The sequence below is a fragment of the Pseudomonas sp. NFX183 genome (assembly GCF_047943075.1).
Classification (GTDB): domain Bacteria; phylum Pseudomonadota; class Gammaproteobacteria; order Pseudomonadales; family Pseudomonadaceae; genus Aquipseudomonas.
In genome coordinates this window covers 923,228-945,998 of the sequence record NZ_CP181333.1, presented here as the reverse complement: position 1 = coordinate 945,998, position 22,771 = coordinate 923,228, and the positions used below count along the sequence as shown (strand labels likewise).

The following is a 22,771-nucleotide window of genomic DNA, read 5'->3' as shown; positions in this document are numbered from 1 at the left end:
GGGCTGCGAAGCGGCCCCAAAAACCTGCCACCGCGGTTTGTCTGGAGAGATGCGGTGACTGTATTGGGGCTGCTGCGCAGCCCAACGCGGGGCAAGCCCGCTCGCCACGACAAGCCATACGAACCGGAATAACCCGTTCAATGCACCACTGAATTGGGCGGCAAGTGCCCCAGCCGCTCGGTCAGGCGCAGGCGCTGGATCGGGTCTTCACTGAGCAACAACGCGTGCTCCAGGTCGAAGCGTTCGGCGCTGGGGCAATCCAGGCGCTGGTACAGGCTGGCCCGGGCCAGGTAATCGGCGGCACTGGCATTGCCCAATTCCAGCACGCGCTCGGCGTCGATCAACGCGGCCAGCGGGTTGTCGTTGGAGAGATGCAGTTGGCGCAGGTTGCGTGACAACCGTTGCAGGATCGAGCGCGGCTCGGCGGTGAGCAAGTGGTCGGCCTGTAACTTGAGGTTCGGGCCGTACTGGCGGTGCAGCAACTCACGGCAATCATTGGGGTACAGACGCCGCCCGCCGCATGGGTCCAGCAGGTGATCGGCGCCGGGCACGCGCAGCAGGAAATGCCCCGGAAAATTCACACCGACCATCGGAATGTCCAGGCGCCGGGCCATCTCCAGTGCGATCAAGCCCATCGCCAACGGCTGCCCGCGTTTACGCTGCAGCACCTTGTCGAGAAGGGCCGCGGCGGGGCGCAGTGGGGTGAAGTCATCCTGAGCGAACCCCAAGTCATTCATGCGCCGCAGCAGCGGCTGGCCGAGTTCATCCGCCGGCAACAAGGGCATGCCCACGCTGACCTGTTGTTGCAGCAGGGTCAGCGCTTGCAGGATCAGCAACGGCTGTACGGCCGGGTCGTGTTCGGCAGCAATCCACAGCGCGGCTTCAAACAGCGCTGGGGGTGAACGGTCCAGGCAGGCGAAAAAGGCTGTGCGGGGATTCATTGCGTTCTCCGGCGGATGCCCCCGTTTTAGCCTTGCTGCGAATTTTCGTCCAGTGACTTAAGAAATATCCGGCCTGCTTATGTCGCGGGATCTGTGAATTGGGTCGGCTTATTCCAGCGCACTTCGGCAGTTTCCTACCGTCAGCCTATACTTGGGCCTCTACCAGAAGTGATCCGGGAGCTTGACGATGTTTGCTCTCATGCACAGCACCCGCCTTGAATCGCTGCACCTGAGCGTCGATCCGGTGACCGGGCTGAAGGCGATCATAGCCATTCACAACAGCCGCCTGGGCCCTGCCTTGGGCGGTTGTCGCTACCTGTCTTACCCCGACGATGAAAGTGCCGTGGCCGATGCCGCGCGCCTGGCCCAAGGCATGAGCTACAAGGCCGCCCTGGCCGGTTTGCCGGTGGGCGGCGGCACGGCAGTCATCATCCGGCCCGTACACGTGGAAAGCCGCGCAGCGTTGTTCGAAGCGTTTGGCCGTTGCATCGAAAAGCTCGACGGCCGCTTTATCACCTCCATCGACAGCGGCACTTCGGTGGCGGACATGGATTGCATCGCCCAGCACACCCGCTTCGTCACCAGCACCACTGCCGCGGGCGACCCGGCGCCGCATGCGGCCATGGGCGTGTTCACCGGCATCCGCGCCGCCGCCATGGCCCGGCTGGGCAGTGACAACCTGGAAGGTTTGCGCGTGGCCGTCCAGGGCCTGGGCAATGTCGGTTACGCCCTGGCCGAGCAACTGCACGCGGCCGGCGCCGAACTGCTGGTCAGCGATATCGATAACGGCAAGGTGCAACTGGCGATGGAGCAGCTCGGTGCGCACCCCATCGCCAATGACGCCTTGCTCAGCACGCCGTGCGACATTCTCGCGCCTTGCGGCGTCGGCGCCGTGTTCAATCGACACAGTGTTGGCCAGCTTCGCTGCGCCGCCGTGGCGGGTTCGGCCAGCGCGCAGCTGACCACCCTGGACATCGCCGACCAGTTGGAAGGGCGCGGCATCCTTTACGCGCCGGACTACGTGATCAATTCCGGCGGCCTGATCTATGTTGCCCTCAAACATAGCGGCGCCGAGTTGCCGGGCATCACTGCGCACCTGGCGAACATCGGCACGCGCCTGACGGAAATCTTCGCCCACGCCCAAGCCGAGAAACGCTCGCCTGCCCGGGTGGCAGATGAGCTGGCCGAACGCTTGCTGTACCCATAATCGGGCATTAAAAAGGCCCTGAATCAATGATTCAGGGCCTGTTCAATTCGGGCTTTATTCTGCCGTTGGGTTCAGCAACTCGGACAATGCGTCCGGTTGGCTCTTGAACGCCTTGGCAAATACATCGCGGTTCTTCGCCATGTAGATCCCAGCTTCTTCCACCTGCTGCTCGCTCAGGGACGGCACGGCTTTTTGCAACACTTCTGCCAGCAACTCAGCGAGTTCAAGCATTTTGTCATGACGGTCAGCTTCGGCTTTATCCATGAACAAACGCTCCAGATCTCGGCTGCTGCGGTATACCACTTCGACGGCCATTCACCACCTCACATGCCTTCACGATAGTTGTCTTTTGCGACTACTGTATTTATATACAGCGAAAAGAGTAAGCCAAACCACAGGGTTTGGGTAGCAGTTTTTTAATGTAGCCGGGAAATAGGCATAGAGCACTGCCGCGAGGCGCTCGTGTTTGAGGTTATCACCTTACCTGTGACGACCTTGTGCCTCATATCACGCGGCCACCATCTCAACTTCTAGTGTCTGGCCTTTTTTCTGCATGCAGAACAACCGTCACGTCCAACCCGCATTATCCGGTCGAGCCGACCTAAGGAAGCATCATCGTGAAAATCAACTGGGCCGAAAAACTGCGCCAGAACGTCCATGGGCTGGCTGAGTCGCTGGGTAATTTGTTTGTCGAGACATTCCACTACCTGGCGCTGTTCGCCATTGGTGCGGTGACCGCCTGGGCGGCGGTGATGGAATTTCTGGGGATGCTGGAAACCGGGCACATCAAGATCGATGACATTTTGCTGCTGTTCATCTACCTGGAATTGGGTGCGATGGTCGGGATTTATTTTAAGACGAAGGTATACGTTACTAACATTTCTCGTAGTGGTCGCCAGATTCTTACAAGCCCTGATAACGTTGGGGCTTGGTGTGCATGACCTGCCGCTGATTCGCCGTGTGGTTGGCTTGATTCGCTCAATTTCTGAACAGTGGTGGTTACGATGACGCAAGAAGTGAAATGGGCTGAAAGCCTGCGCAAAAAGCTGCATGGCGGTGCTGATTCGATTGGCAATTTATTCGTAGAAACCTTCCACTACCTAGCGCTTTTCGCAATTGGATTAATTACAGTTTGGGCTGGAGTGTCTACATTTATAGGTATGCTTCAACAGCCGAAAATAACAATTGATGATATTTTACTGTTGTTTATCTATCTTGAGCTTTTGGCTATGGCGGGTATATATTTTAAAACAAATCATATGCCCTTACGTTTTCTTTTATATATTGGTGTTACGGCACTGATTCGATTATTGATAAGTGATGTTTCTCATCATAATGCACCCGATACCGGGATTCTTTATGTGTGCGGTGGTGTGTTGCTGCTGGCAATTTCGATTTTGGTGGTTAGGTATTCATCTTCGAAGTATCCCTCTGTAAAAGAAAAACAGATTGAATGAGTTGTTTTGAATGGTATGCGAGATTCGCCGTTTTGAATATTGGAGCCGGTTGATATTTGGCAAATAAAAGCCACTTGCACGATTTGCTTCGTCAAACTCTCATCTGTCAAAGATAAATTTGACTCCTAAAGCTAGAGTTGTCCGGGGGTAGTTAATGCGCAACCAGTTAAGTAGTTGCGCATCATTTTTATAGCGCGCCGAAAATGGAATGTTCTAGCTCTAAGAACGAGGTTGAGTTTGTTGGGAAAACTTTTGCTACTTCAAGTTTGAATTTTTCAGGGTTGATGCTGGTGTTGATACCGCAAATGGCTTTAATTCGATTCCAGAGGTCCTTAACGCTTTGGTCTTGTATGTTGGATACAAGCTTGTCATACGAGTCTTCATCAAATAGGAGGCTGTTTTTTTCGCAATAGTGTGTTAGCACGTCTTTGCTGAAAATATAATTCTCGATCTCCCAGCGATTTAGCATTCGGTGGTGGTCACCGTTGGTGCTTAAATATATTTCCCTTTGCTCGGCTGATACGCCTCTTCCAGAGCCGGAATCTCTATCTTTAAGTAATAATATTTCCAGGTCTGGAAGTGCTTTCGACAGAATTGCAATAGCTATATCACTTCGTTGATCTAATTCAGTGTTGCCGCCGCTCGAAATGAACAATGTATCCGGATATTTTTCGTTAAAAATACTGTTGTAAGCTTGGGCATCCATTCCGCGTTCTATGCCGCCGGATCCTGGGCTGTCTCGACCCTCGCAATAAATGATACGTTTGGGGCTTAAAAGGTGGGTAAGATCATCTAGCGCTACTCCAAAAATTTTCCGCCACATCGCCGAAGTTTTAGGTGCCGGGGTGAGAGTTTTTGGTTGAGATGCGAGATTGTCGTTTTCATCAAAATAGATTATTTGACACTCACTTTTGATCTCTTCCTGAAGGGCTCGCATAAAACCTATGCTATGAGTCGTGATCCAGATTTGACAGTTTTTTCCCACCAGACGGTTTATCTCAATGAGAAGATTTCTCTGTATTGCTGTATTTATGTGAAGCTCTGGTTCATCAAGTAGAAAGATAGTATCGTTGTAGTCGTCTTGCCTCAAATTGAATCGCCCCGGGTTTTCTAGACACTCTCAAGGCTCGCTGCGTAACGCTTTTCAAACTCTACCGGTGACAGCTGATTGTTGAAACTGTGGCGTCGTTTTGGGTTGTAAAACATCTCGATGTAATCGAACACATCATCTCGAGCATCCTGGCGTGTAGTGTAGATTTTACGCTTGATCCGTTCCCGCTTCAGCAACTGGAAAAAGCTCTCCGCCACAGCGTTGTCGTGGCAATTACCTCGACGACTCATGCTGGCTACCAGGTTGTTAGCTTTCAAGAAGCTTCGCCAGTCTGAGCTGCTGTACTGACTGCCTTGATCCGAGTGGATCATCACCTCTTGCTTCGGCTTACGTCTCCAAACCGCCATCAGCAGTGCATCAATGGCTACGTCGCTGGTCATCTGCGACTTCATTGACCAACCAATGATCTGGCGTGAAAACAGATCGAGCACCACGGCCAAATACAGCCAGCCTTCATATGTTCGGATGTAGGTAATGTCTGTGACCCAAACTTTGTTGGGTTCTCTGACATCGAATTGGCGCTTCAGTAAGTTCGGTGAGGCAACGGCTGGCTTACCGCCGTATTTTCCAGGCCTCCGTCGATACCCAGTCTGAGAACGTAAACCTTCAAGGCGCATCAACCTAGCCACCCGGTGACGGCCACAGCTCTCACCAACCTCTCGCAGGTCATCATGGATCTTTCGATAGCCATAAACGCCACCGCTTTCCAGCCAGGAGTGTTTGATCAATCCAAGCAGTCGCTGATCGTCCTTGGCTCGCGCAGATTTTGGTTCTGATAGCCACGCGTAGTAGCCGCTGGGATGAACCTTGAGCGTCAGGCAAAGCCGTCGAATCGCGTAATGACCCGCTTGCTGCTTAATAAAGGCGTACTTCAGCCGCACTCCTTGGCAAAGTACGCGGCGGCCTTTTTTAAGATGTCTCGCTCCTCCGTCACCCGTTTCAGCTCGGCACGTAGACGACGAACCTCAGCGCTCTGATCATCCTCCTCAACGCGCTGTTCCTGAGGCTTGGTGTAGCGCTTAACCCAGGCATAGAGGCTGTGCACAGACACACCCAATCGTGCAGCCACCTCCGAGACAGGAAGCTGCTTTTCGGTCACTTGCTTGACCGCCTGGATTTTGAATTCTTCGGGATAACGCTGGTTGCTCATGGCACCTCCTAATGGGCCTCATTTTAAGGCTTGGAGGTGTCTACGAAACTAGGGGCGATTCAGGTCGGCAGTTTTTTTCGTTCAGATATTTATTGTATCTGATATTCAATCTGCGATAGTTTTCTTCCATCTTATCATCGAGATCTGATGCAGAAGTGGCGCCGTAGTTGTTAAGGCGTATCTCAGAAACTGCTCTTGTCTCAGTTATATTTAGACTGCTGTTGTACCTGTACGGACTTCTAAATGAAAAAATAGTATTTTCTGCGCCGGGTCGCTTTCCGCGGATGGTAGGGTAGTCACCGTCAGTGAAGTCAATTGCAATGCTTTGATAGTTGAAGGAGGGATCGGAATTCATAGAGTGATATAAATGGTTTTTGGCGGATTTGTTACCAAGTTGGCCGTATGCATTGTTTAGGAAAAGCATGCCATCGAGAACGCTACTTTTACCACTACCGTTAGCCCCTACTAGAGCAATAATTCGGGAGGGCGACTCTCCAAGGTCTATAGTTAAGTCATAGAAGCGTTTGTAACCGTTAAACAGACGTAGTTTTTTTATTCGCATTTTTTATCTGAATCCATTCCATTATTTACGAGTTCGTAAGATGGAAAATAACACGAATGAAGATGGTGGCGATATGCCTATAGACGCTCGCTAAAGCACTTGCTGTGCGGTGGTAGCGGTCAAGACAAACCACATGCCGGTGCGCTTTCTGATCTACGTGGCAATCACCGCGCTGACGCGCCTGCTGATCTCCAACGTCTCCCACCACAACCCGCCGGACATCGGCATCATCTACCTGTGCGGAGGCATTCTGCTGTTGGCGTTCTCGATCCTGGTGGTGCGCTACGCCTCGTCGGCATTTCCTTCGGTGAAGGTTGAAGGCCCGCGTCGCAAAGGCGAGGCGAGCCTGGAAACCGAGAAGGGCGAGCTTTAAAGCCCGACGCTGAAGGGCAGGGCGCGAGCGGGCGGTTGCTGCAGCACTTTATGGTCGCCGTCCGTCATCACCGTCAGAATCTCCATGGCACTGTGGCCCTGCTCGATGGCGATGCCGAACTGAATGCTTTGCACCAGCCGTTTGAGCCGTTGCGGGTCGTTGCGCTGTTCGGCGCTGATCATGCGTTTGGCGACCACGCCATCCTCGTTCGAGAGGGTGAGCATGATGCTGCCATCCAGCCGTTGGATGCTCAGGTTGACGCGGTATTTGGGCGTAAAGGTGTCGGTGATGATCCGAAAAGGATTGTCCATGGTGCGTTACCGCCTGATAAGAACATGCAGTCATTGACGACCGGCGTCTGGATTAGTTCGCGTTGCCTGACTACCGGCCACTCCGTCGCTGAGGTTTTCACAAGGTCCGTTTTCCTCAAGAGCTGTACAGCAAGGGGCGTGCCGTACAGCGATCTTCGCGCCAGTGAAGTCTGAATGTGCGAGCGGGCTTGCTCGCGAAAGCGGTGTATCAGCCAATAGATACTCGGCTGAAAGACTGCATTCGCGGGCAAGCCCGCTCCCACATTTGTTTTGTGCTGTGCTTGAGGTCAGTGGGCTATTTCAGGGCAATACCGAGAAAACGATCGCAGACAGCGCAATCAGACCGATCACCGCCACAAACACATTCGACAGCTGGCCCGAATACTGACGCAGAGACGGCACGCGTCGGATCGCGTACATCGGCATCAGGAACAGCAGGCACGCGATGATTGGCCCGCCCAGGGTTTCGATCATGCCCAAAATGCTTGGGTTGAACGTGGCCACGGCCCAGCAGGTGAGCACCATGAACAGCGCGGTGCAGCGTTCCAGCCCTTTGGACGACATCGCGCGGTTACGCCCACGCAGGGATTTGACGATCAAGCCCTGGAAACCTTCGCTGGCACCGATGTAATGGCCCAGGAAAGATTTGGTAATAGCCACCAACGCGATCAACGGCGCGGCGTAGGCGATTACCGGGGTCTGGAAGTGGTTGGCCAGGTACGACAGGATCGAAATGTTCTGCGCCTTGGCAGCCGCCAAGTCAGCCGGCGACAGGGCCAGCACGCAGCTGAAGCAGAAGAACATTACGGTCAGCACCATCATGCCGTGCGCAGTGGCGAGGATGCCGCTGCTCTTGCGCTCGGCCTGGGCGCCGTACACGCGCTTTTGGTCGACGGCGAACGCGGAGATGATCGGCGAGTGGTTGAAGGAAAACACCATCACCGGGATTGCCAGCCACAGCGTTTTGAAGAAAACCGGCAGCGGCATGCCTTCGCTGGCGGAGGCGAAAAACGCGTCGTTCCAGTTGGGGATCAGGCTCACGGCCAGCAACAGCAGGGCAGCGACGAAGGGGTACACCAGCACGCTCATGGCCTTGACGATCACGCCTTGGCCGCAGCGCACAATGGCCATCAGGCCGAGGATCAGCACCAGCGAGAGGATCGCCCGAGGCGGCGGGGCCATGTGCAGTTGGTGTTCCATGAAGCTGCTCAGCGTGTTGGTCAGCGCCACGCTGTACACCAGCAAAATCGGGAAGATGGCGAAGAAGTACAGCAAGGTGATCAGCTTGCCGGCACCGACGCCGAAGTGTTCTTCGACTACGTCAGTGATGTCGCCGGATTTGCCTGACAGCACAAAGCGCGTCAGCCCACGGTGAGCGAAGAAGGTCATCGGAAAAGCCAGCAGCGCCAGCACGATCAGCGGCCAGAAGCCGCCGACGCCTGCATTGATCGGCAGAAACAAGGTGCCCGCGCCGATGGCCGTGCCGTAGAGGCCGAGCATCCAGGTGGTGTCGTGTTTGGTCCAGCCGGTGGTCACGGTTTTTTCTGAAACAGGGTTTTCAGCAGCAGGTGTACGTACATCGGTCATCGATATTGCCTCGTTATTATTTTTGCGCGGGCTCACGTTCAGGACGGGTTGCAGTGCTCCGGTCAGCACTCCACCCAGCTGACCGCCAGGCCGCCCCGTGAAGTTTCTTTGTATTTGTCATGCATGTCGGCGCCGGTGTCGCGCATGGTGCGGATCACCCGGTCGAGGGAAATGAAGTGTTTGCCGTCACCGCGCAGGGCCATTTGCGTGGCGTTGATCGCCTTGACCGCGGCGATGGCATTGCGCTCGATGCACGGCACTTGCACCAGGCCGCCGACCGGGTCGCAGGTCAGGCCGAGATTGTGTTCCAGGCCGATTTCGGCGGCGTTTTCCAACTGCTCCGGGGTGGCACCGAGGATATCGGCCAGGCCTGCAGCGGCCATTGCGCAGGCGGAACCCACTTCACCCTGGCAGCCGACTTCGGCGCCGGAGATCGAGGCGTTTTTCTTGCAGAGGATGCCGACGGCGGCGGCAGCCAGGAAGAAATTGACTACATCGTCATCAGAAGCGTCAGCGTTGAACTTCATGTAGTAATGCAGCACCGCCGGGATGATCCCCGCCGAGCCATTGGTTGGCGCAGTGACCATGCGCCCGCCGGCAGCGTTTTCTTCGTTGACGGCGAGGGCAAACAGGTTGACCCATTCCATCGCCGACAATGTTGAGGTGATGACATTCGGCTTGCCGATTTCCAGCAGGCTGCGGTGCAATTTCGCCGCGCGGCGTGGCACGTCCAGGCCACCTGGCAAGATGCCTTCATCGCGCAGGCCTTGCTCCACGCATTCGCGCATGACCGACCAGATGTGCAGCAGGCCGCTGCGGATGTCTTCATCGCTGCGCCACGCGCGTTCGTTGGCCATCATCAGCTCGGAAACCCGCAGACCGTGCTTGTTGCACAAGGCCAGCAGTTCAACGGCGCTGGAAAAGTCGTAGGGCAGTTCAACATTGCTGGTCGGCGCAATGCCGGAAGCGGCTTCGGCCGCTTCGATGATGAAACCACCGCCGACCGAGTAATAGGTCTGTTCGCTCAGTAGGCCGTTGTCGCCATAGGCGTGCAGGGACATGGCATTGGGGTGGTAGGGCAGGCTTTCGTCCAGCAGCAGGAGGTCGGTGTGCCAGTTGAAGGCAATTTCCTGCGTGCCTGCGAGCAGCAGTTGGCCGCTTTCGCGCAACTGTTGGATACGCGCGTTGATCGACGTCGGGTCGACCTTGTCCGGCCATTCGCCCATCAGGCCCATTACGCAGGCGCGGTCCGTGGCGTGGCCGACGCCGGTGGCGGACAGCGAACCATACAGGCGCACCTCGACACGGCGCGTTTCGCTCAGCAATTGTTGGTCGGTGAGGGTCTGGGCAAAGGTCGCCGCCGCCCGCATCGGGCCCACCGTATGGGAGCTGGAAGGGCCGATGCCCACCTTGAATAGATCGAAAACGCTGATAGCCATGCTAAAGCCTTACAAGTAATGGAGTAGGAATCGCTGCCATGTTTTGTAGGACGAGCGGAATTGGCGCGATACTGAGCCCCTGGAACGGCACTGACCAACGAATTATCCTAAGACACCCTTTAGCAGGACTAAACCCTATGACCCGGCCCCTTCATGGCCAGACTTACGTCTGGCTGCACGTTTTTTCCTGTGCCGCGCGGCATTTGTCGTTCACCCGCTGCGCCGAAGAACTGCACATCACGCCGGGGGCGGTGAGTCAGCAAATCCGCCAGCTGGAGGAGCGTTTGGGTTTTCGCCTGTTTCATCGACGCGCGCGCGGCGTAGAACTGAGCGCCGAGGGGCAGCGGCTGGCGGCGACGGTGGGCGAGGCCTACGGCAGCATCGATGCCGAGTTGCAGCGGCTGGACGCGGGAATGATCAGCGGCACCTTGCGCTTGCGCTCCATTCCGTCGTTTCTCGGTAAGTGGCTGACCCCGCGTTTGCCGCGTCTGCAGCAACGGTTTCCGGATATTCAGCTGCGCTTGGTCGCGGAAGACAGCAGCGTCGCCCTGCATGAGGGCGATTTCGACTTGGCCATCGACTTGAACGACGGCAGCTATCCCGGGCTGTTATCCACAGCCTTGCTCGATGAGCAGATTTTCCCGGTGTGCGCACCCAGCTTGTTGCGCGGGCGTCCGCCGTTGCATGGCCCGGCCGACCTGGTGCATTTTCCGCTGTTGCACGACATCACCGCCTGGCGTGGGAGTTATGAATACGCTGAGTGGGAGTTTTACCTGAATGCCATCGGCTACCACCACGCCGACGTACGGCGCGGGCACACCTTCAACCGCAATCACTTGACCATCGAGGCCGCCATTGCCGGCATGGGCGTGGCGATTGCGCGGCGCACCTTGCTCAACGACGAGCTGGAGCGTGGCACCTTGATCGTGCCGTTCGGCCTCGCGGTGCCGAACCACAAACGCTACGTGCTGCTGTATGCGCCGGGCGCGCTGAGCCATCCGGGCGTACGCGCGGTGCATGACTGGCTGGTGGAGGAAGCGGGGATTTTTCGCGGATTGCACCCGTTGGGAGAGGGGCAATTGTAGGGTTGGCTAAGCGTAAGAAGATGTAACTAACTCCCCACCCTAACAGCGTTTTTGCTTGTCGTCAGGCTTAATTTGTAATGTGGAATTTATCTTTGCAAAGGGGTTGAATTGTTCTTCTGAGTGCTCAATTGTGTAAACAAGAGGTCATGGTTTCACCACCCCGGTGTTGCAGTTTGTGACCTCCTGCGAGCTAGCTGAAATAAGGGAAGAACTATGCAAATCCAAGTCAATAGCGATAACCATATTGAAAGCAGCATCCGACTGGAGGAGTGGGTACGTACTACCATTGAGAGCACGCTCGAACGTTACGAAGAAGACCTGACCCGCGTCGAGGTCTACCTCAAAGACGAAAATGGCGACAAGCCCGGTCCCCACGATTTGAGTTGCCGCCTGGAAGCACGGCCAAAGGGCCATCAACCACTGTCGGTATTGCACAAGGCCGACACCCTGGAACAGGCAATCGATGGCGCAGCCACCAAGCTTGAGCACGCGCTGGAGCATCTGTACGGAAAATTACGCGGCAAACCACGCGCCGCTGGGCAAGCTCTGCCTGATACCAAGGCCGATGAGGCCGAACTCGAAGAGGAATTTCTGGAAAACGAACAGGCTGCGCTTAACGGCTGATAGCTGAGTGTTTTTTCAATCCAATCAAACGGGCCTGCATCTGCAGGCCCGTTTTCGTTTAGCTGCCGCGTCGAAAGAAATACCTGCTCAACAGCGCCAACCCACAAGCACCAAAGCCGGCAAAAAGCATCGCCCAACCGGCGCCATGGCGCAGGGCCGCCTGGGCATCTGCGGGTGCGAGCATCGGCGTGTCCAACCTGCCTGCGGCGATGTTCTGGCTGATCGCGGGCCAATCCATGGCCGTGGTATCGGGCAATAGCCCAGAGAGGTGATGACCGATGCCGAGCAACAGCACCAGGCCCATCAGCGCGATGTTAAGTGCCAGCGTGATCAGCCGCGCACTCAGGTCAATGCCCGAGGCCATGCCCGCGCGGTCGGCCGAGACGGAGCCGGTGGTGGTGTTGGTGGTTGGTGAGTTGGTCAGTGCCAGCCCCACGCCTGCCGTCACGCAGCTGAAAAGCACGAGTACGACGCTCGGATGTTCGGCGCCATTGGCCGCCGCCATACCCATAAAGCCTGTACCCATCAGGCCCAGGCCCAACGGAATGATGCGGTCGGCGCCATAGCGCAGGGCCAGGCGTTCAGCCAGCGGCGGCACCAGCAAGGTGGGCAAGGTGTAGGCGAGCAGGGCGCCGCCGGTGGTCATGGTGTCGTAGCCCAGGCCCGCCTGGAAGTAGAGCGGCAGGTAGATCATGAACGGCCAGAAGCTGAAGTTCATGCCAATCGAACCCATCAAGGCGCCGTTGAAGCGCTGAATACGAAACACCGAGAAATCGAACATCGGGTGAGCGCTGCGGCGCTCGACAGCGATGAACAGCAGCAGCGCCATCAGCGACAAGCCCGCCCAGCCCAGCATGGCCGCTGAGCCGAAGCCGTGCTCGCTGCCCTGAGTGATGAAGTAGACCAGGGCGAACACCGACAGGGTCAGGGTCAGCATGCCCGCGATATCCAGACGATGGCCGGCCGGGTCGCGCGACTCCTGCACGCTGATGCGCAGCAGTACCAAGGTCAACAAGGTCAGCGGCGCATGGACCAGGAACACCCAGCGCCAGTCCGCGACTGCCAGAATCAACGCCCCCACCATCGGCCCGAAGCCAAGGCCCACGCCCGCGATCACGCCCCAAATCGCGAAGGCACGCGCCCGCGTCGTTGGTTCACGGAACTGGTGCGAAAGAATCGCGAACTGGCAGATCATCATCGCGCCCGCGCCCACGCCCTGAACAAAACGCGCTGCGATCAGCGTAGGCGCATCGTTCGCCAGGCCACATGCCAGCGAGGCCAAGCCAAACAGCCATAAGCACAGCACCAGCATGCGCCGCCGGCCAAAGCGATCAGCCAGTGTGCCGGCTGCCATCAACACGCTGGTGCAGGCCAGGGTGTAAGCATTCATGATCCATTGGGCATCCTGAAAACCTGTGCCCAGTTGCTGTTCCAGGGTCGGGAGGATCACCGGCACGCTGGAGATTTCCAGGCCGAACATCAGGGCGACGAGGCAGACGGCGGTGAGGGCAAGGCTATCTCTGGCGGTGCGCGGAGCGCTGACGGCCGATACGGCGGCGGCGGGCGGCATGGGGTTTTCCTTACAGTTGAGTGGAAACGCTATTCTCGCGGGAACAGGTTTCCTTATTCGTGATAAGTTTTCATTTGATAAGGGAATCAGGAGCGACAATAGAATCATGGCCACTCCGCGTTTTGATGGCGTTGAACTTTTTTTGCAAATCGTCGAGAGCGGCAACCTGACCGAGGCCGCCGAGCGGCTGAATCTCACTCGCTCGGCGGTGGGTAAAGGTTTGGCGCGACTGGAAGCGCGCCTGGGCACTTGCCTGTTGCAGCGTTCCACCCGCCGCCAGCGTCTGACCGAGGATGGGCAGGCGTATTACGAGCATTGCTTGCGCGCACTGGCCGAGTTGGAGGCCGCTGAGTCGGTGTTGGAGAGTGGCCGGCAGCAGCCGCGCGGGCGGTTAAGGGCGAGCCTGCCGCTGGCGTTCGGTCACCACTACGCGGCGCCTGCTTTGTGGGGCTTGATGGACCGTTATCCGCAATTGGAGATCGAGATCTCCTTCTCTGACCGGCTGATAGACCTGGCACAGGAAGGCTTCGACGTGGCCGTGCGCATTGGCCCGCTGCCGGACACCGACCGCCTGAGCGCACGCCGTTTGGGCGAGCAGTCCGTGGGGTTGGCCGCGTCACCTGCGTACGTGCAACGTGTCGGGCCAATTGAGTGTATTGATGACCTCGCCAGCCACCGAGGCATTGCCTACCGTTGCAACAATTCGTATCGCTCGGGGATGACCTCGCCTTTGGTGCTGGACGACCTCCAGGCCGTGGCCGATGCCGCCATTGCGGGCGTGGGCCTGGCGTGGTTGCCGAGCTGGTTGATTGCGCACTATGTGCTGCGCGGCCAACTGGAAGCGGTACTGCCGACATACCGCGACCAGCCTGCGCCGATCCACGTGATTTGGCCCACGGCCGCACACATGCCGGCCAAGACACGCTGCGCAATCGATGCCTTGGTCGCCGGCACCCCAAGTTGCCTGGCGGGTAGCTGACCCTGACCAACAAAGCCGATCCCCTGTGGGAGCTGTCGAGCTTCAGCGAGGCTGCGAAAGCGGTGAGTCAGGCACCTTGGATAGCGCCTGTGCCGCCGCCTTCGCAGCCTCGCTGGGGCTCGACAGCTCCCACAGTTGATCTTCATAGCGGGTGAGATTTGTGCTCGTCCCGATGCTTTTGCGAACCGTGATCTGACTGACAAACCCGATCCCTTGTAGGAGCTGTCGAGCTTTAGCGAGGCTGCGAAAGCGGTGGGCCAGGCAACTTGGACAGCGCCTGTGCCGCCGCCTCCGCCTTCGCAGCCTCGCCGGGGCTCGACAGCTCCCACAGGGTTTTGCATCGTTTGTAAGACCCCAGTTCTTGGCTGGAGCTTTTATGACTCAGGCAATCAGAACGCGATGGACGTCTGCACATACACCGTGCGTGGCTCACCGACGTATTTGCCTTTGTTGTTATCGTCGAACGAGCGGGTGTAGTACTGCTTGTTGAGGATATTTTTCACACCGACTGCCACGTTCAAATCCGACAGTTGTGGGCCGAAGTCATACGCCGCGCGGCTGCTGAACAGCATGTAGCCTGGGATGCGTCCGGTACTGCCGTCGACACTTTCCGCCTGGGTGTTGGCGTTGTCGGCGAACTGGCTGCTCTGGTAGCTGCTGTCCAGGTTGAGCTTCCAGCGGCCTTCGGTGTAACCGACGCCCACGGTGCCTTTGTGCTTGGAGGAGAAGGGCACGCGATTACCCTTGTTCGGGCCGTCTTCGCGGATGGTCGCGTCGACGTAGGCGTAGGTGGCGTACACATCAAAACCGGCCAGCGCCGGGCTCAGCCCGTCGAGGGCGTAGTTGAGGCTCGACTCGATGCCTTGGTGGCGTGTTTCGCCGCGGGCGATCACCGAATCGTTGGTCTGGTTGCTGTCGTACTGGTTGTCGAAGTTGATCAGGAACGCGCCGATTTCCGCACGCAGGGTGCCGTTGTCATACCGCGTGCCGAGTTCCCAGGTGCGGGCTTTTTCCGGCTTCACTTCGCCGCTGGTCACGCGGTTGGGCATCTGGCTGTACTGCACGCTGCCGAACGAGCCTTCGGTGTTGGCGTAAAGATTCCAGTCTTCGGTCAGGTGGTAAAGCACGTTCAACGCCGGCAGCGCGGTGTTGTAGTCGCCCTTGTATTTGACGTTGGTCAGGTTGTTGCTCTGCTGGGACTCGATCATCTCGTAGCGGATGCCTGGGGTGATGGTCCACTTGCCGATATCGATGCGGTCATCGACAAAAAACGCGTTGGCCTCGGTGGCGCCACGCGTGTCGCGGTCGTTGCGGCTGTTGGTGTCGGGCAGTTGCTGGTTGGCGCTGATCGGCGTGCGGTAGCGCAACTCGTGCCCGGCTTCGTTGATGTAGCGGTAGCCGACGCCCACTTCGTGGCTGGTGGGGCCAAGGTCGAAGCCTTGGGCGAAGCGGGTTTCGAGGCCGCGTACCCAATACTCGCGCGGCGACAGCGAGAGGAAGTTGCCCTGATCCAGGTAGCCATTACGCAACGTGGTGGTGAAGAAGGTGTTGGCGGTGAATTCGCGGCGGTCTTCCTGGTAGCGGTAACCGGCGTTGAACATCGTACGGCGACCCCAGAATTTGTCGTAGGGGCGGGTGGACTGATACGGATCAGCCTTGTAGTCCTTGACGTTCAAGCCACCGGGCATATCGGCCTGACCTTCGTAGTACTGCGCCATGGCGTTGAAGCTGTTGGCGTCGTCCAACTGGTATTTGCCTTTGAGGATCAAGTCGTCAATGCGCGTGTTGCTGTTTTCGCGCCAGTCGCCGCCACGGGTGCCGGAATACAAAATGGCGCCGCCCAGGCCGTTATCGGCCGTGCCGCCCGCCAGCAGGTTGCCGGTGGTCTTGAAGCCATCATGGCTGGAGGACGGGCTGGTCTCGGTCTGCAAGCCGCCTTTGACGGTGGGGGCGTCCGGGATTGCGCGGGTCACGAAGTTGACGATGCCACCGACGTTTTGCGGGCCGTAACGCACCGCGCCGCCGCCGCGTACCACGTCCACGGCGTCCATGTTGCCCATGCTGATCGGGGCGAAGGACAGCTGCGGTTGGCCATACGGCGCGAAGGGCACCGGGATGCCATCCATCAAGACGGTGGAACGCGAGGCGAGGCGTGGGTTGAGCCCACGAATGCCGAAGTTCAGCGCCATGTCGTGGCTGCCGGTGCCGTTGTTTTCCGGGGCGTTGACGCCGGGAATGCGGTTGAGCACGTCACGCGCCTGGGTCGCGCCCTGGCGCTCGAACTCTTCGCGGCGGATCACATCACGCGCGCCGGGGTGTTCGAACACGTTGGTTTGCGCCGCATCGCCGAGCCAGTCGCCGACCACGTTTGAGGTTTGCAATTGGAGAGTGGCCGGGGCGCTGGCCGGTTGCAGGCTGTAGGCGTTATCGCCCTCGGCGCGGGCTTGCAGGCCGGTGCCTTCCAGGAGTTTTTGCAAGCCTTCGTCAGCGCTGTAGTTGCCCGACAAACCCCGACTCTGCATACCCGCTGTGACCTCGGAGCCGAACGAAATCAGCACGCCAGCCTCGCGACCAAATTGGTTCAGCGCGGCTTCCAGGGTCGCTGGGGCGATGTGGTACGGCTTGGCATCGGCGGCCATTACAGAGGGCAGCGCGGTAAGACTCAGGCTCGCGCCGAGTAGGAATTGGCGCAAGGTGCGGGCAAGAAGCGTCGGTTGCTGGGGCATGAAGGGCGGTCCTGAGAAGGTAGGATCAAGGTGGCTTTCCTTCTCTGTCACGCGAGGTGTGGAAAACGGCTCATGTTTTTTAAAAATAATTTACGCGCGTGCCTCAACGGTCACCCAGTAGCGGGTAAAACGCCGTACTTTCACCGGCAGGCTGACTTCCAACAGGTCGAGAATGCGTTCGCTGTCGTCCAGCGGGTAGCTGCCGGACAGCAGCAGGTTGGCCACTTGCGGGTCGCAATTGACCTGGCCTCGGCGATAGCGGCCCAACTCGGCAAGGAAATCGCCCAGGCGCATGTGGGCGGCCACCAGCATGCCGTCGGCCCAGGCGCCGCTGTTGGCGTCGGTCGGGCGCGGGGTGTCCCAGCCTTTGCGGGTGAAATTGACTTGGCGCGAGGCCTCGACGGTCAGCGGCAGGCCGCTGTAGTGGTTGGGCATTACCTCGACATGGCCATCGAAAACTGCCAGTTGCGTGTGGTCGTTGAACTGACGCACGTTCAGCCGCGCCGCCTGGCTGCTGAGCAGGCCTTGGCCGGTCAGCACGTGCAGCGGCGTATCGCCGGGGCGGGCGGTCAGCAAAATCTCGCCTTCGAGCAAGCGGACCAAGCGTTGGCTGCCGTCAAAGTGCACATCCACTGCGCTGCCGGTGTTGAGCTGCAACTGGCTGCCATCGGCCAGCTGCACCTTGCGTCGTTGGCCCACGGGGCTGCGGTAGTCGGCGCTCAGCGGCGGCAGAATATGTTGCTGGCGCAGGCTCCAGGCCGCGGCCGAACCGGCGCCGAGAATCAGCAGCAGCTTGAGGGCCTGGCGCCGGCTGCTGGATTTGGGCGCGTTCAAGGCGGCGTGCGCCAAGGGCGAGGGCATGCCGCGCAGGCGTTGGTTGACGCGCTGGATATGGTCCCACGCGCGCTGATGTTCGCTGTGGGCGTCCAGCCATTGCTGCCAGGCCGCTTGCTGGCGCGGGTTGAGTGCGCCTTGCTGCATTTCCATCAGCCAGTGCACGGCTTGTTCGGCGACTTGCGTGGAAAAGTTCATAGGGCGAAGTAGCAGCGCATGGCGGCTTTATTCAGATGGCGTTTGACGGTGGCGATGGAGATACCTAGCTCGGCGCCGATTTGCGCGTAGGTCAGGCCGTCGAGCTGGGCCAGCAGGAAGGCGCGTTTGACCTGAACGGGCAGGCCGTCGAGCAGTTGGTCGAGCTCCAGCAAGGTCTGCAGGATGATTGCGCGTTCTTCTTCCGACGGCGCCACGTGTTCGGGCATTTGCGCCAGTGCGTCGAGGTAGGCGCGTTCCAGGTCCTGACGACGGTAGAAGTTGAACAGCACGCGCTTGGCCACGGTGGTGAGGAACGCGCGGGGTTCGATCAGCGTTGGGGCTTCCCGCGCGGTGAGCACACGGATGAAGGTGTCCTGGGCCAGGTCGGCCGCGCTTTCCGGGCAGCCGAGCTTGCGTCGCAACCAGCCGGTGAGCCAGTGGTGATGGTCGTTGTACAGAACTTCAACGGGGGTGGACGGCTGCAACGCAATCACTCCATAAGCATCGGCATGCTTTAGAGAACAAGAATTGTTCGCATTGTAGGGCGCGTGACGGGGTTCGGCAATCCGCCAGGACCGGTGATTCATCCGTTCTCTTTTGCTTATGAGAATATTTATCATTAATATTGCGCGCTGATGACCCTGGCGCCTCCCGTATGAAAAGCAAACCCTCACTTCCCGTTGCCTATCGCCTCGCCGTAACCTCGCGCGTGCTGGCTGCCGTGGTCGGCGGTTACCTGATGGCGTCCCTGGCGGCCGTCTGCCTGGCGTTGTGGATGCCCGTGTCCCGGGCCGACGCGGTGATCACCGGGATGATGAGTTCGTTTGTGTTCTACCTGTTGGCGGTAATCTGGTGTTTTGCCTGCCGCACGGCAGGGCGAGCCTGGTTTGGCGTGATGCTGCCGAGTGCGATGTTTGCCACGCTGGCGGGCATCGGTTTGTGGATGACGCGCACATGAAAGAGGGCTTTCGCCAGGCGATGGCCTGGTTGCACACCTGGGCTGGACTGATCTTTGGCTGGCTGCTGTTTGCGATTTTCCTGACAGGGACCTTGTCCTATTTCAAGGACGAAATTACCCACTGGATGCAGCCCGAAGTGCAGGCTTATCCGTTGGATGACGCGCGTAGCCTCGCCGCCGCCCAAACCTATCTGCAGCAACAGGCGCCCAACGCCGCGCGCTGGTTTATCACCCTGCCGGACAGCCGTGATCCCGGCCTGTCGGTGATGTGGCAAGACAAAGTCGACCCCGGCAAACGCGGCAACTTCATCCAGAAAGTCCTCGATCCCGTCACCCGCCAGCCCGTGCAGGCGCGTGAAAGCATGGGCGGCGAGTTCTTCTATCGCTTCCACTTTCAGCTGCAGATGCCTTACCCGTGGGGGCGCTGGCTGTCGACCATCGCCGCGATGGTGATGTTTGTGGCACTGATCACCGGCATCATCACCCACAAGAAAATCTTCAAGGACTTCTTTACCTTCCGCCCACGCAAAGGCCAGCGCTCCTGGCTCGACGGGCATAACGCGGTGGGCGTGCTGGTGTTGCCGTTTCACTTGATGATCACCTACAGCAGTCTGGTGATCTTCATGAGCATGGTGATGCCCGCGCCGATCGTGGCTTCCTACGGCGACGACAGCCGTGCGTTTTTCAATGAAGTGTTCCCCAATACCAATAACGCGCCGGCGCTCGGCCAGCCGGGTGCATTGCTGCCGTTAGGGCCGATGTACGAGCAAGCGCGCCAGCAATGGGCGGGTGGGCATGTTGGCCGTCTGGTGGTCAACAACCCTGGCGATGTGAACGCCTCGGTCAATGTGGTCCGCGCAGGTGCCGACCGCGTGGTGCACGATTTCGGCAGCAGTGTGTCGTTCAACGGCACCACCGGCGAGTTGTTGCGGGTCAGCGGTGAACAGTCGTTGCCGGCGGCGATTGGCGGCAGTTTCTACGGCTTGCACATGGGCCATTTCGCCGGCCCGGTGCTGCGGTGGTTGTACTTTATCTGCGGCCTGGCGGGCACGGCGATGATCGGCACGGGCCTTGTGATTTGGCTCGGCAAGCGTCAGCTCAAGCACGCCAAAACCGCTGTGATGCCGTTTGAATTGCGGCTGGTTGAAGTGCTGAACATGGCCAGTATGGCCGGGCTGATGATCGCCATCGCGGCGTTTTTCTGGGCCAACCGGTTGTTGCCGGTGAGCTTCGCCGAGCGGTCCGACTGGGAAGTGCAAACCTTCTTCATTGCCTGGGGCCTGAGCCTGTTGCATGCCGTGCTGCGTCGAGGCCGCCAGGGCTGGGTTGAGCAACTGAGCCTCGGCGCCTTGCTGTTTGTGGCCATTCCACTGCTCAACGCATTGACCACCTCGCAGCACTTGGGCGTGTCACTGGCCAGCGGTGATTGGGCCATGGCTGGTTTTGACCTGACGTGCCTGGCCAGCGGCCTGTTCCTGACCTGGGCGGCCTGGAAGATGCAGCGCCGCGCGGCGCCGCAGCCCAAGGCCGAACGCGCACGTGGACTGACGCTCAAGCAGGAGGCGAACTGAATGCTGCTCGCCCTGTTGATGTGCTACGCCGGGTTTACCGCGCTGTGCCTGTCCACCGACCGCCATCACGGTGAACTGCTGCACAGCAAACCCTCACCACCGCGACGCCTCACATTGCGTGTGGCCGGTTGGCTGCTGCTGGTGCTGTCGATGTGGCCGGCCGTGACGGCCTCGAATTGGGCGCAGGGGTTGGTGGAGTGGTGCGCCGTATTGATGCTCAGCGCACTGCTGCTGGTGTTGCTGTTGCCGTATCGGCCAAGGCTGGCCTTGATTCTGGCGGGCGTCGGCCTGCTGGCCAGTCCTGTTGCGGCGTTCGCCTTACTCTGAGCTTCCCATGATGATCAGCACCCCACCCGAATCCCAGGACAGCCAGCACACCGATGCGGCCGGTGGGCGTGCGCATTTCCTGCAGGTGTTTTTGTCGCAGCGCTCGCAGATGGAAGCGCTGGTCAGCCGGCGCGTAGGCTGCCGGGCGACGGCGGCCGACCTGGTGCAGGACCTGTTCCTGCGCTTCTGGCGCCGGCCGCTGGTGCAGGTCGAAGAACTCAGCACCTACTTGTTGCGCTGCGCCGGCAACATCGCCATTGATCACTTGCGCAGCGAAGGCGCCCGGGTGCGCAGCAGTGAGGGCTGGTTGCCGGAGCAGCAAGACAACCAGGGTTCCGAGCCCCAGGCGGCGTTTGAAGCAGGCAATGACCTGCGCCATGTCGAAGCCGCCCTGCGCAGCCTGCCGGAGCGCACCCGGCAGATTTTCCTGCTCAACCGCATCCACGGCCGCAAATATGCGCAAATTGCCCAGGCCATGGGGCTGTCCCAAAGTGCCGTGGAAAAACATATGATGCGTGCCCTCGAAGCTTGCAAAGCCAGCCTTCGCGAACCCTCGTCCCCACGCACGCCAGGGAAAGCACCGTGAACGTCACCCCCACGCCCGCCCAGGAGCAGGCCGCACTCGAATGGTTGAGCTTGTTGCATGACCAGCCCAGCAGCGGTGACCAGGCCACGTTCAGCCGTTGGTTGCGTGCCGACCCCGCGCACGTCGAGGCCTATGCTCAGGCCCAGGTGTTGTGGGAATTGAGCGAGGTGCCGGCACGCAAACTGGCGGACGAAGACGCCTTGGCCTTGCAGGGCTACCTCAACGCGATGAACACCTCGAAGCGCTCGCGTGCGGTGCGCTGGTCCGGCGCCCTGGCCGTGGCCGCGTGCCTGCTGGTGATGGTGTCGATGGGCGCCGGCTGGCAGCCGTCGCGCTGGGTCGATGACTTCGGTGCTGATTACGTGACGGCGCCGGGGCAAGTGCAGACCGTGACCCTGGCCGATCAATCCCAAGTCACGCTGGATGCCGACAGCGCCATTGCCGTGGACTTCAGCCACGGCGAGCGCCACATTCAGTTGCGCCGCGGGGCGGGTTTTTTCAGCGTGACCCACACCGGCCAGCCCTTTGTGGTGGCGGCTGGCAGTGGCGAAGCGCGAGTGCTCGGTACGCAGTTTGAAGTGCGCCTGCAACCGGCCGGCGCTCAGGTGACGGTGCTGTCCGGCCGCGTGGGTGTCACGCCGTCAGGCCAGGGCCAACAGCAAATTCTTACGGCAGGCCAGCAAGTGGCCTACGCCGACGGTGTGGCCGATACTCTGCACGCGGTCGACAGCGAATCACGTCTGGCATGGCGCGATGGCTGGCTCAACTACTACAAGGTGCCGTTGGCGGATGTAGTCAGGGACCTTGGCCGTTACTACCCGGGCCGGATCCTGCTGATCAACGACGAGATGGGCGCCAAGCGCGTCAGTGGCAGTTTTCCAAGCAAGGATCCCTTGGCAGTTTTGAGTGCCTTGCAGGCCGTTCTGGGTTTTGAACAACACGCTGTGCTGGGTCGCATGATTGTATTGCGCTAGACACGAATGCTTCGATCGTCACTTTCAGCGTGGCGATTCTTTCAAAAATTTCCCCTTGCCGGTTTTTTACATGGCGCTGTAGGCCAGGTATCCCGGTGCCTGTAGAGCGTTCATTTAACCTTCATCCCAATTGCCAAAACCTGTCACCAAACCGTTACACGGGCCAAGGATGATCCCCGGATTCCTGAGCAGGTGGTCAGG

The 22,771-nt window shown here is 59.0% G+C and carries 22 protein-coding genes and 2 pseudogenes; 12 read left to right on the top strand and 12 right to left on the bottom strand.

Annotation, left to right across the window (positions count from 1 at the left end; genetic code table 11):
• Positions 1-137: 137 nt before the first annotated feature.
• Positions 138-941, bottom strand: coding sequence for a SirB1 family protein (locus ACM530_RS04535; RefSeq protein ID WP_262210595.1), 804 nt, complete (start codon positions 939-941; stop codon positions 138-140).
• Between the two features lie 187 nt (positions 942-1,128).
• Here ACM530_RS04535 and ACM530_RS04530 point away from each other — a divergent pair, with 187 nt between their 5' ends.
• On the top strand, positions 1,129-2,148 hold the full coding sequence (locus tag ACM530_RS04530) for a Glu/Leu/Phe/Val dehydrogenase family protein (protein ID WP_145161336.1): 1,020 nt from the start codon (positions 1,129-1,131) through the stop codon (positions 2,146-2,148).
• Positions 2,149-2,202: 54 nt separating this feature from the next.
• Here ACM530_RS04530 and ACM530_RS04525 read toward each other — a convergent pair whose 3' ends face one another.
• Complete coding sequence (locus ACM530_RS04525) at positions 2,203-2,463, bottom strand: YebG family protein (protein ID WP_016974596.1); 261 nt, start codon at positions 2,461-2,463, stop codon at positions 2,203-2,205.
• Between the two features lie 302 nt (positions 2,464-2,765).
• On the opposite strand from ACM530_RS04525, the pseudogene ACM530_RS04520 reads away from it, so the two are divergent.
• Positions 2,766-3,008 (top strand): annotated as a pseudogene (locus ACM530_RS04520) (phosphate-starvation-inducible PsiE family protein); the annotation flags it as partial.
• Positions 3,009-3,152: 144 nt separating this feature from the next.
• Positions 3,153-3,605 (top strand): phosphate-starvation-inducible protein PsiE, encoded by a 453-nt coding sequence (locus ACM530_RS04515; RefSeq protein ID WP_262210593.1) that lies wholly within the window; start codon positions 3,153-3,155, stop codon positions 3,603-3,605.
• Between the two features lie 187 nt (positions 3,606-3,792).
• Here ACM530_RS04515 and ACM530_RS04510 read toward each other — a convergent pair whose 3' ends face one another.
• From ACM530_RS04510 to ACM530_RS04500, 3 genes are all read right to left on the bottom strand, one after another.
• Positions 3,793-4,695, bottom strand: a complete 903-nt coding sequence (locus ACM530_RS04510) for a hypothetical protein (RefSeq protein ID WP_416364342.1) — start codon at positions 4,693-4,695, stop codon at positions 3,793-3,795.
• 20 nt (positions 4,696-4,715) lie between these two features.
• Positions 4,716-5,866 (bottom strand): IS3 family transposase gene (locus tag ACM530_RS04505; RefSeq protein WP_104502081.1). Its coding sequence is split into 2 segments (ribosomal slippage): positions 4,716-5,632 and positions 5,632-5,866, totalling 1,152 coding nucleotides; the frame shifts between segments, so codons are not numbered across the junction.
• Positions 5,867-5,906: 40 nt separating this feature from the next.
• A complete protein-coding gene (locus ACM530_RS04500) occupies positions 5,907-6,428 on the bottom strand; it encodes an AAA family ATPase (protein WP_416364341.1) in 522 nt (173 codons plus the stop codon).
• Between the two features lie 121 nt (positions 6,429-6,549).
• Here ACM530_RS04500 and ACM530_RS04495 point away from each other — a divergent pair.
• Positions 6,550-6,801, top strand: a pseudogene (locus ACM530_RS04495) (phosphate-starvation-inducible PsiE family protein); the annotation flags it as partial.
• On the opposite strand, the gene ACM530_RS04490 reads toward ACM530_RS04495, so the two are convergent.
• The 3 genes from ACM530_RS04490 to ACM530_RS04480 form a co-directional block, all read right to left on the bottom strand.
• Entirely contained in the window at positions 6,798-7,112 is a 315-nt protein-coding gene (locus tag ACM530_RS04490; protein ID WP_416364340.1) for a DUF3509 domain-containing protein, read from the bottom strand. The pseudogene ACM530_RS04495 and the gene ACM530_RS04490 overlap by 4 nt on opposite strands.
• Before the next feature lie 300 nt (positions 7,113-7,412).
• Positions 7,413-8,699 carry a serine/threonine transporter gene (locus tag ACM530_RS04485; protein WP_145161340.1) on the bottom strand — a complete coding sequence of 429 codons (1,287 nt, stop codon included), beginning with the start codon at positions 8,697-8,699 and terminating at the stop codon, positions 7,413-7,415.
• 62 nt (positions 8,700-8,761) lie between these two features.
• Complete coding sequence (locus tag ACM530_RS04480) at positions 8,762-10,138, bottom strand: L-serine ammonia-lyase (RefSeq protein ID WP_416364339.1); 1,377 nt, start codon at positions 10,136-10,138, stop codon at positions 8,762-8,764.
• A 137-nt stretch (positions 10,139-10,275) separates the two neighbouring features.
• On the opposite strand from ACM530_RS04480, the gene ACM530_RS04475 reads away from it, so the two are divergent.
• Together ACM530_RS04475 and ACM530_RS04470 are read left to right on the top strand one after the other, a co-directional pair.
• Positions 10,276-11,223, top strand: a complete 948-nt coding sequence (locus ACM530_RS04475) for a LysR substrate-binding domain-containing protein (protein WP_145161345.1) — start codon at positions 10,276-10,278, stop codon at positions 11,221-11,223.
• A gap of 213 nt (positions 11,224-11,436) precedes the next feature.
• Entirely contained in the window at positions 11,437-11,847 is a 411-nt protein-coding gene (locus ACM530_RS04470) for an HPF/RaiA family ribosome-associated protein (RefSeq protein ID WP_106579487.1), read from the top strand.
• Between the two features lie 58 nt (positions 11,848-11,905).
• Here ACM530_RS04470 and ACM530_RS04465 read toward each other — a convergent pair whose 3' ends face one another.
• The gene (locus ACM530_RS04465; RefSeq protein ID WP_416364338.1) at positions 11,906-13,417 is read right to left on the bottom strand and encodes an MFS transporter; all 1,512 of its coding nucleotides are present in this window, start codon (positions 13,415-13,417) and stop codon (positions 11,906-11,908) included.
• 106 nt (positions 13,418-13,523) lie between these two features.
• Here ACM530_RS04465 and ACM530_RS04460 point away from each other — a divergent pair, with 106 nt between their 5' ends.
• Positions 13,524-14,396, top strand: a complete 873-nt coding sequence (locus tag ACM530_RS04460; protein WP_416364337.1) for a LysR family transcriptional regulator — start codon at positions 13,524-13,526, stop codon at positions 14,394-14,396.
• 389 nt (positions 14,397-14,785) lie between these two features.
• Here the strand turns inward: ACM530_RS04460 and fecA are convergent, their stop codons facing one another.
• From fecA to ACM530_RS04445, 3 genes are all read right to left on the bottom strand, one after another.
• Complete coding sequence (gene fecA / locus ACM530_RS04455) at positions 14,786-17,122, bottom strand: TonB-dependent Fe(3+) dicitrate receptor FecA (protein WP_416364336.1); 2,337 nt, start codon at positions 17,120-17,122, stop codon at positions 14,786-14,788.
• Between the two features lie 90 nt (positions 17,123-17,212).
• Positions 17,213-18,154: a FecR domain-containing protein gene (locus tag ACM530_RS04450; RefSeq protein WP_404487025.1), complete on the bottom strand. Its 942-nt coding sequence runs from the start codon at positions 18,152-18,154 to the stop codon at positions 17,213-17,215.
• Entirely contained in the window at positions 18,151-18,639 is a 489-nt protein-coding gene (locus tag ACM530_RS04445; RefSeq protein WP_145161355.1) for a sigma-70 family RNA polymerase sigma factor, read from the bottom strand. The genes ACM530_RS04450 and ACM530_RS04445 overlap by 4 nt, the downstream gene beginning before the upstream one ends.
• Positions 18,640-18,809: 170 nt before the next feature.
• On the opposite strand from ACM530_RS04445, the gene ACM530_RS04440 reads away from it, so the two are divergent.
• From ACM530_RS04440 to ACM530_RS04420, 5 genes are read left to right on the top strand one after another with little or no spacing between them, the layout of a single operon-like run.
• A complete protein-coding gene (locus ACM530_RS04440) occupies positions 18,810-19,112 on the top strand; it encodes a DUF3649 domain-containing protein (protein ID WP_145161357.1) in 303 nt (100 codons plus the stop codon).
• A complete protein-coding gene (locus ACM530_RS04435) occupies positions 19,109-20,683 on the top strand; it encodes a PepSY-associated TM helix domain-containing protein (RefSeq protein ID WP_416364335.1) in 1,575 nt (524 codons plus the stop codon). Before ACM530_RS04440 ends, ACM530_RS04435 begins: the two co-directional genes overlap by 4 nt.
• Positions 20,684-21,010, top strand: coding sequence for a DUF3325 domain-containing protein (locus tag ACM530_RS04430; protein WP_416364334.1), 327 nt, complete (start codon positions 20,684-20,686; stop codon positions 21,008-21,010).
• A gap of 7 nt (positions 21,011-21,017) precedes the next feature.
• Positions 21,018-21,596 carry an RNA polymerase sigma factor gene (locus ACM530_RS04425; RefSeq protein ID WP_145161363.1) on the top strand — a complete coding sequence of 193 codons (579 nt, stop codon included), beginning with the start codon at positions 21,018-21,020 and terminating at the stop codon, positions 21,594-21,596.
• A complete protein-coding gene (locus ACM530_RS04420; protein WP_242194524.1) occupies positions 21,593-22,570 on the top strand; it encodes a FecR family protein in 978 nt (325 codons plus the stop codon). Before ACM530_RS04425 ends, ACM530_RS04420 begins: the two co-directional genes overlap by 4 nt.
• Positions 22,571-22,771 lie beyond the last annotated feature (201 nt).

Bases quoted from the DNA above. Each gene is read 5' to 3' on its own strand.
- ACM530_RS04475 (WP_145161345.1), top strand. From the start codon at position 10,276: ATGACCCGGCCCCTTCATGGCCAGACTTACGTCTGGCTGCACGTTTTT.
- ACM530_RS04470 (WP_106579487.1), top strand. From the start codon at position 11,437: ATGCAAATCCAAGTCAATAGCGATAACCATATTGAAAGCAGCATCCGA.
- fecA (WP_416364336.1), bottom strand. From the start codon at position 17,122: ATGCCCCAGCAACCGACGCTTCTTGCCCGCACCTTGCGCCAATTCCTA.
- ACM530_RS04480 (WP_416364339.1), bottom strand. From the start codon at position 10,138: ATGGCTATCAGCGTTTTCGATCTATTCAAGGTGGGCATCGGCCCTTCC.
- ACM530_RS04515 (WP_262210593.1), top strand. From the start codon at position 3,153: ATGACGCAAGAAGTGAAATGGGCTGAAAGCCTGCGCAAAAAGCTGCAT.
- ACM530_RS04500 (WP_416364341.1), bottom strand. From the start codon at position 6,428: ATGCGAATAAAAAAACTACGTCTGTTTAACGGTTACAAACGCTTCTAT.
- ACM530_RS04430 (WP_416364334.1), top strand. From the start codon at position 20,684: ATGCTGCTCGCCCTGTTGATGTGCTACGCCGGGTTTACCGCGCTGTGC.
- ACM530_RS04450 (WP_404487025.1), bottom strand. From the start codon at position 18,154: ATGAACTTTTCCACGCAAGTCGCCGAACAAGCCGTGCACTGGCTGATG.
- ACM530_RS04460 (WP_416364337.1), top strand. From the start codon at position 13,524: ATGGCCACTCCGCGTTTTGATGGCGTTGAACTTTTTTTGCAAATCGTC.
- ACM530_RS04425 (WP_145161363.1), top strand. From the start codon at position 21,018: ATGATGATCAGCACCCCACCCGAATCCCAGGACAGCCAGCACACCGAT.
- ACM530_RS04490 (WP_416364340.1), bottom strand. From the start codon at position 7,112: ATGGACAATCCTTTTCGGATCATCACCGACACCTTTACGCCCAAATAC.
- ACM530_RS04435 (WP_416364335.1), top strand. From the start codon at position 19,109: ATGAAAGAGGGCTTTCGCCAGGCGATGGCCTGGTTGCACACCTGGGCT.
- ACM530_RS04530 (WP_145161336.1), top strand. From the start codon at position 1,129: ATGTTTGCTCTCATGCACAGCACCCGCCTTGAATCGCTGCACCTGAGC.
- ACM530_RS04440 (WP_145161357.1), top strand. From the start codon at position 18,810: ATGAAAAGCAAACCCTCACTTCCCGTTGCCTATCGCCTCGCCGTAACC.
- ACM530_RS04525 (WP_016974596.1), bottom strand. From the start codon at position 2,463: ATGGCCGTCGAAGTGGTATACCGCAGCAGCCGAGATCTGGAGCGTTTG.
- ACM530_RS04535 (WP_262210595.1), bottom strand. From the start codon at position 941: ATGAATCCCCGCACAGCCTTTTTCGCCTGCCTGGACCGTTCACCCCCA.
- ACM530_RS04485 (WP_145161340.1), bottom strand. From the start codon at position 8,699: ATGACCGATGTACGTACACCTGCTGCTGAAAACCCTGTTTCAGAAAAA.
- ACM530_RS04465 (WP_416364338.1), bottom strand. From the start codon at position 13,417: ATGCCGCCCGCCGCCGCCGTATCGGCCGTCAGCGCTCCGCGCACCGCC.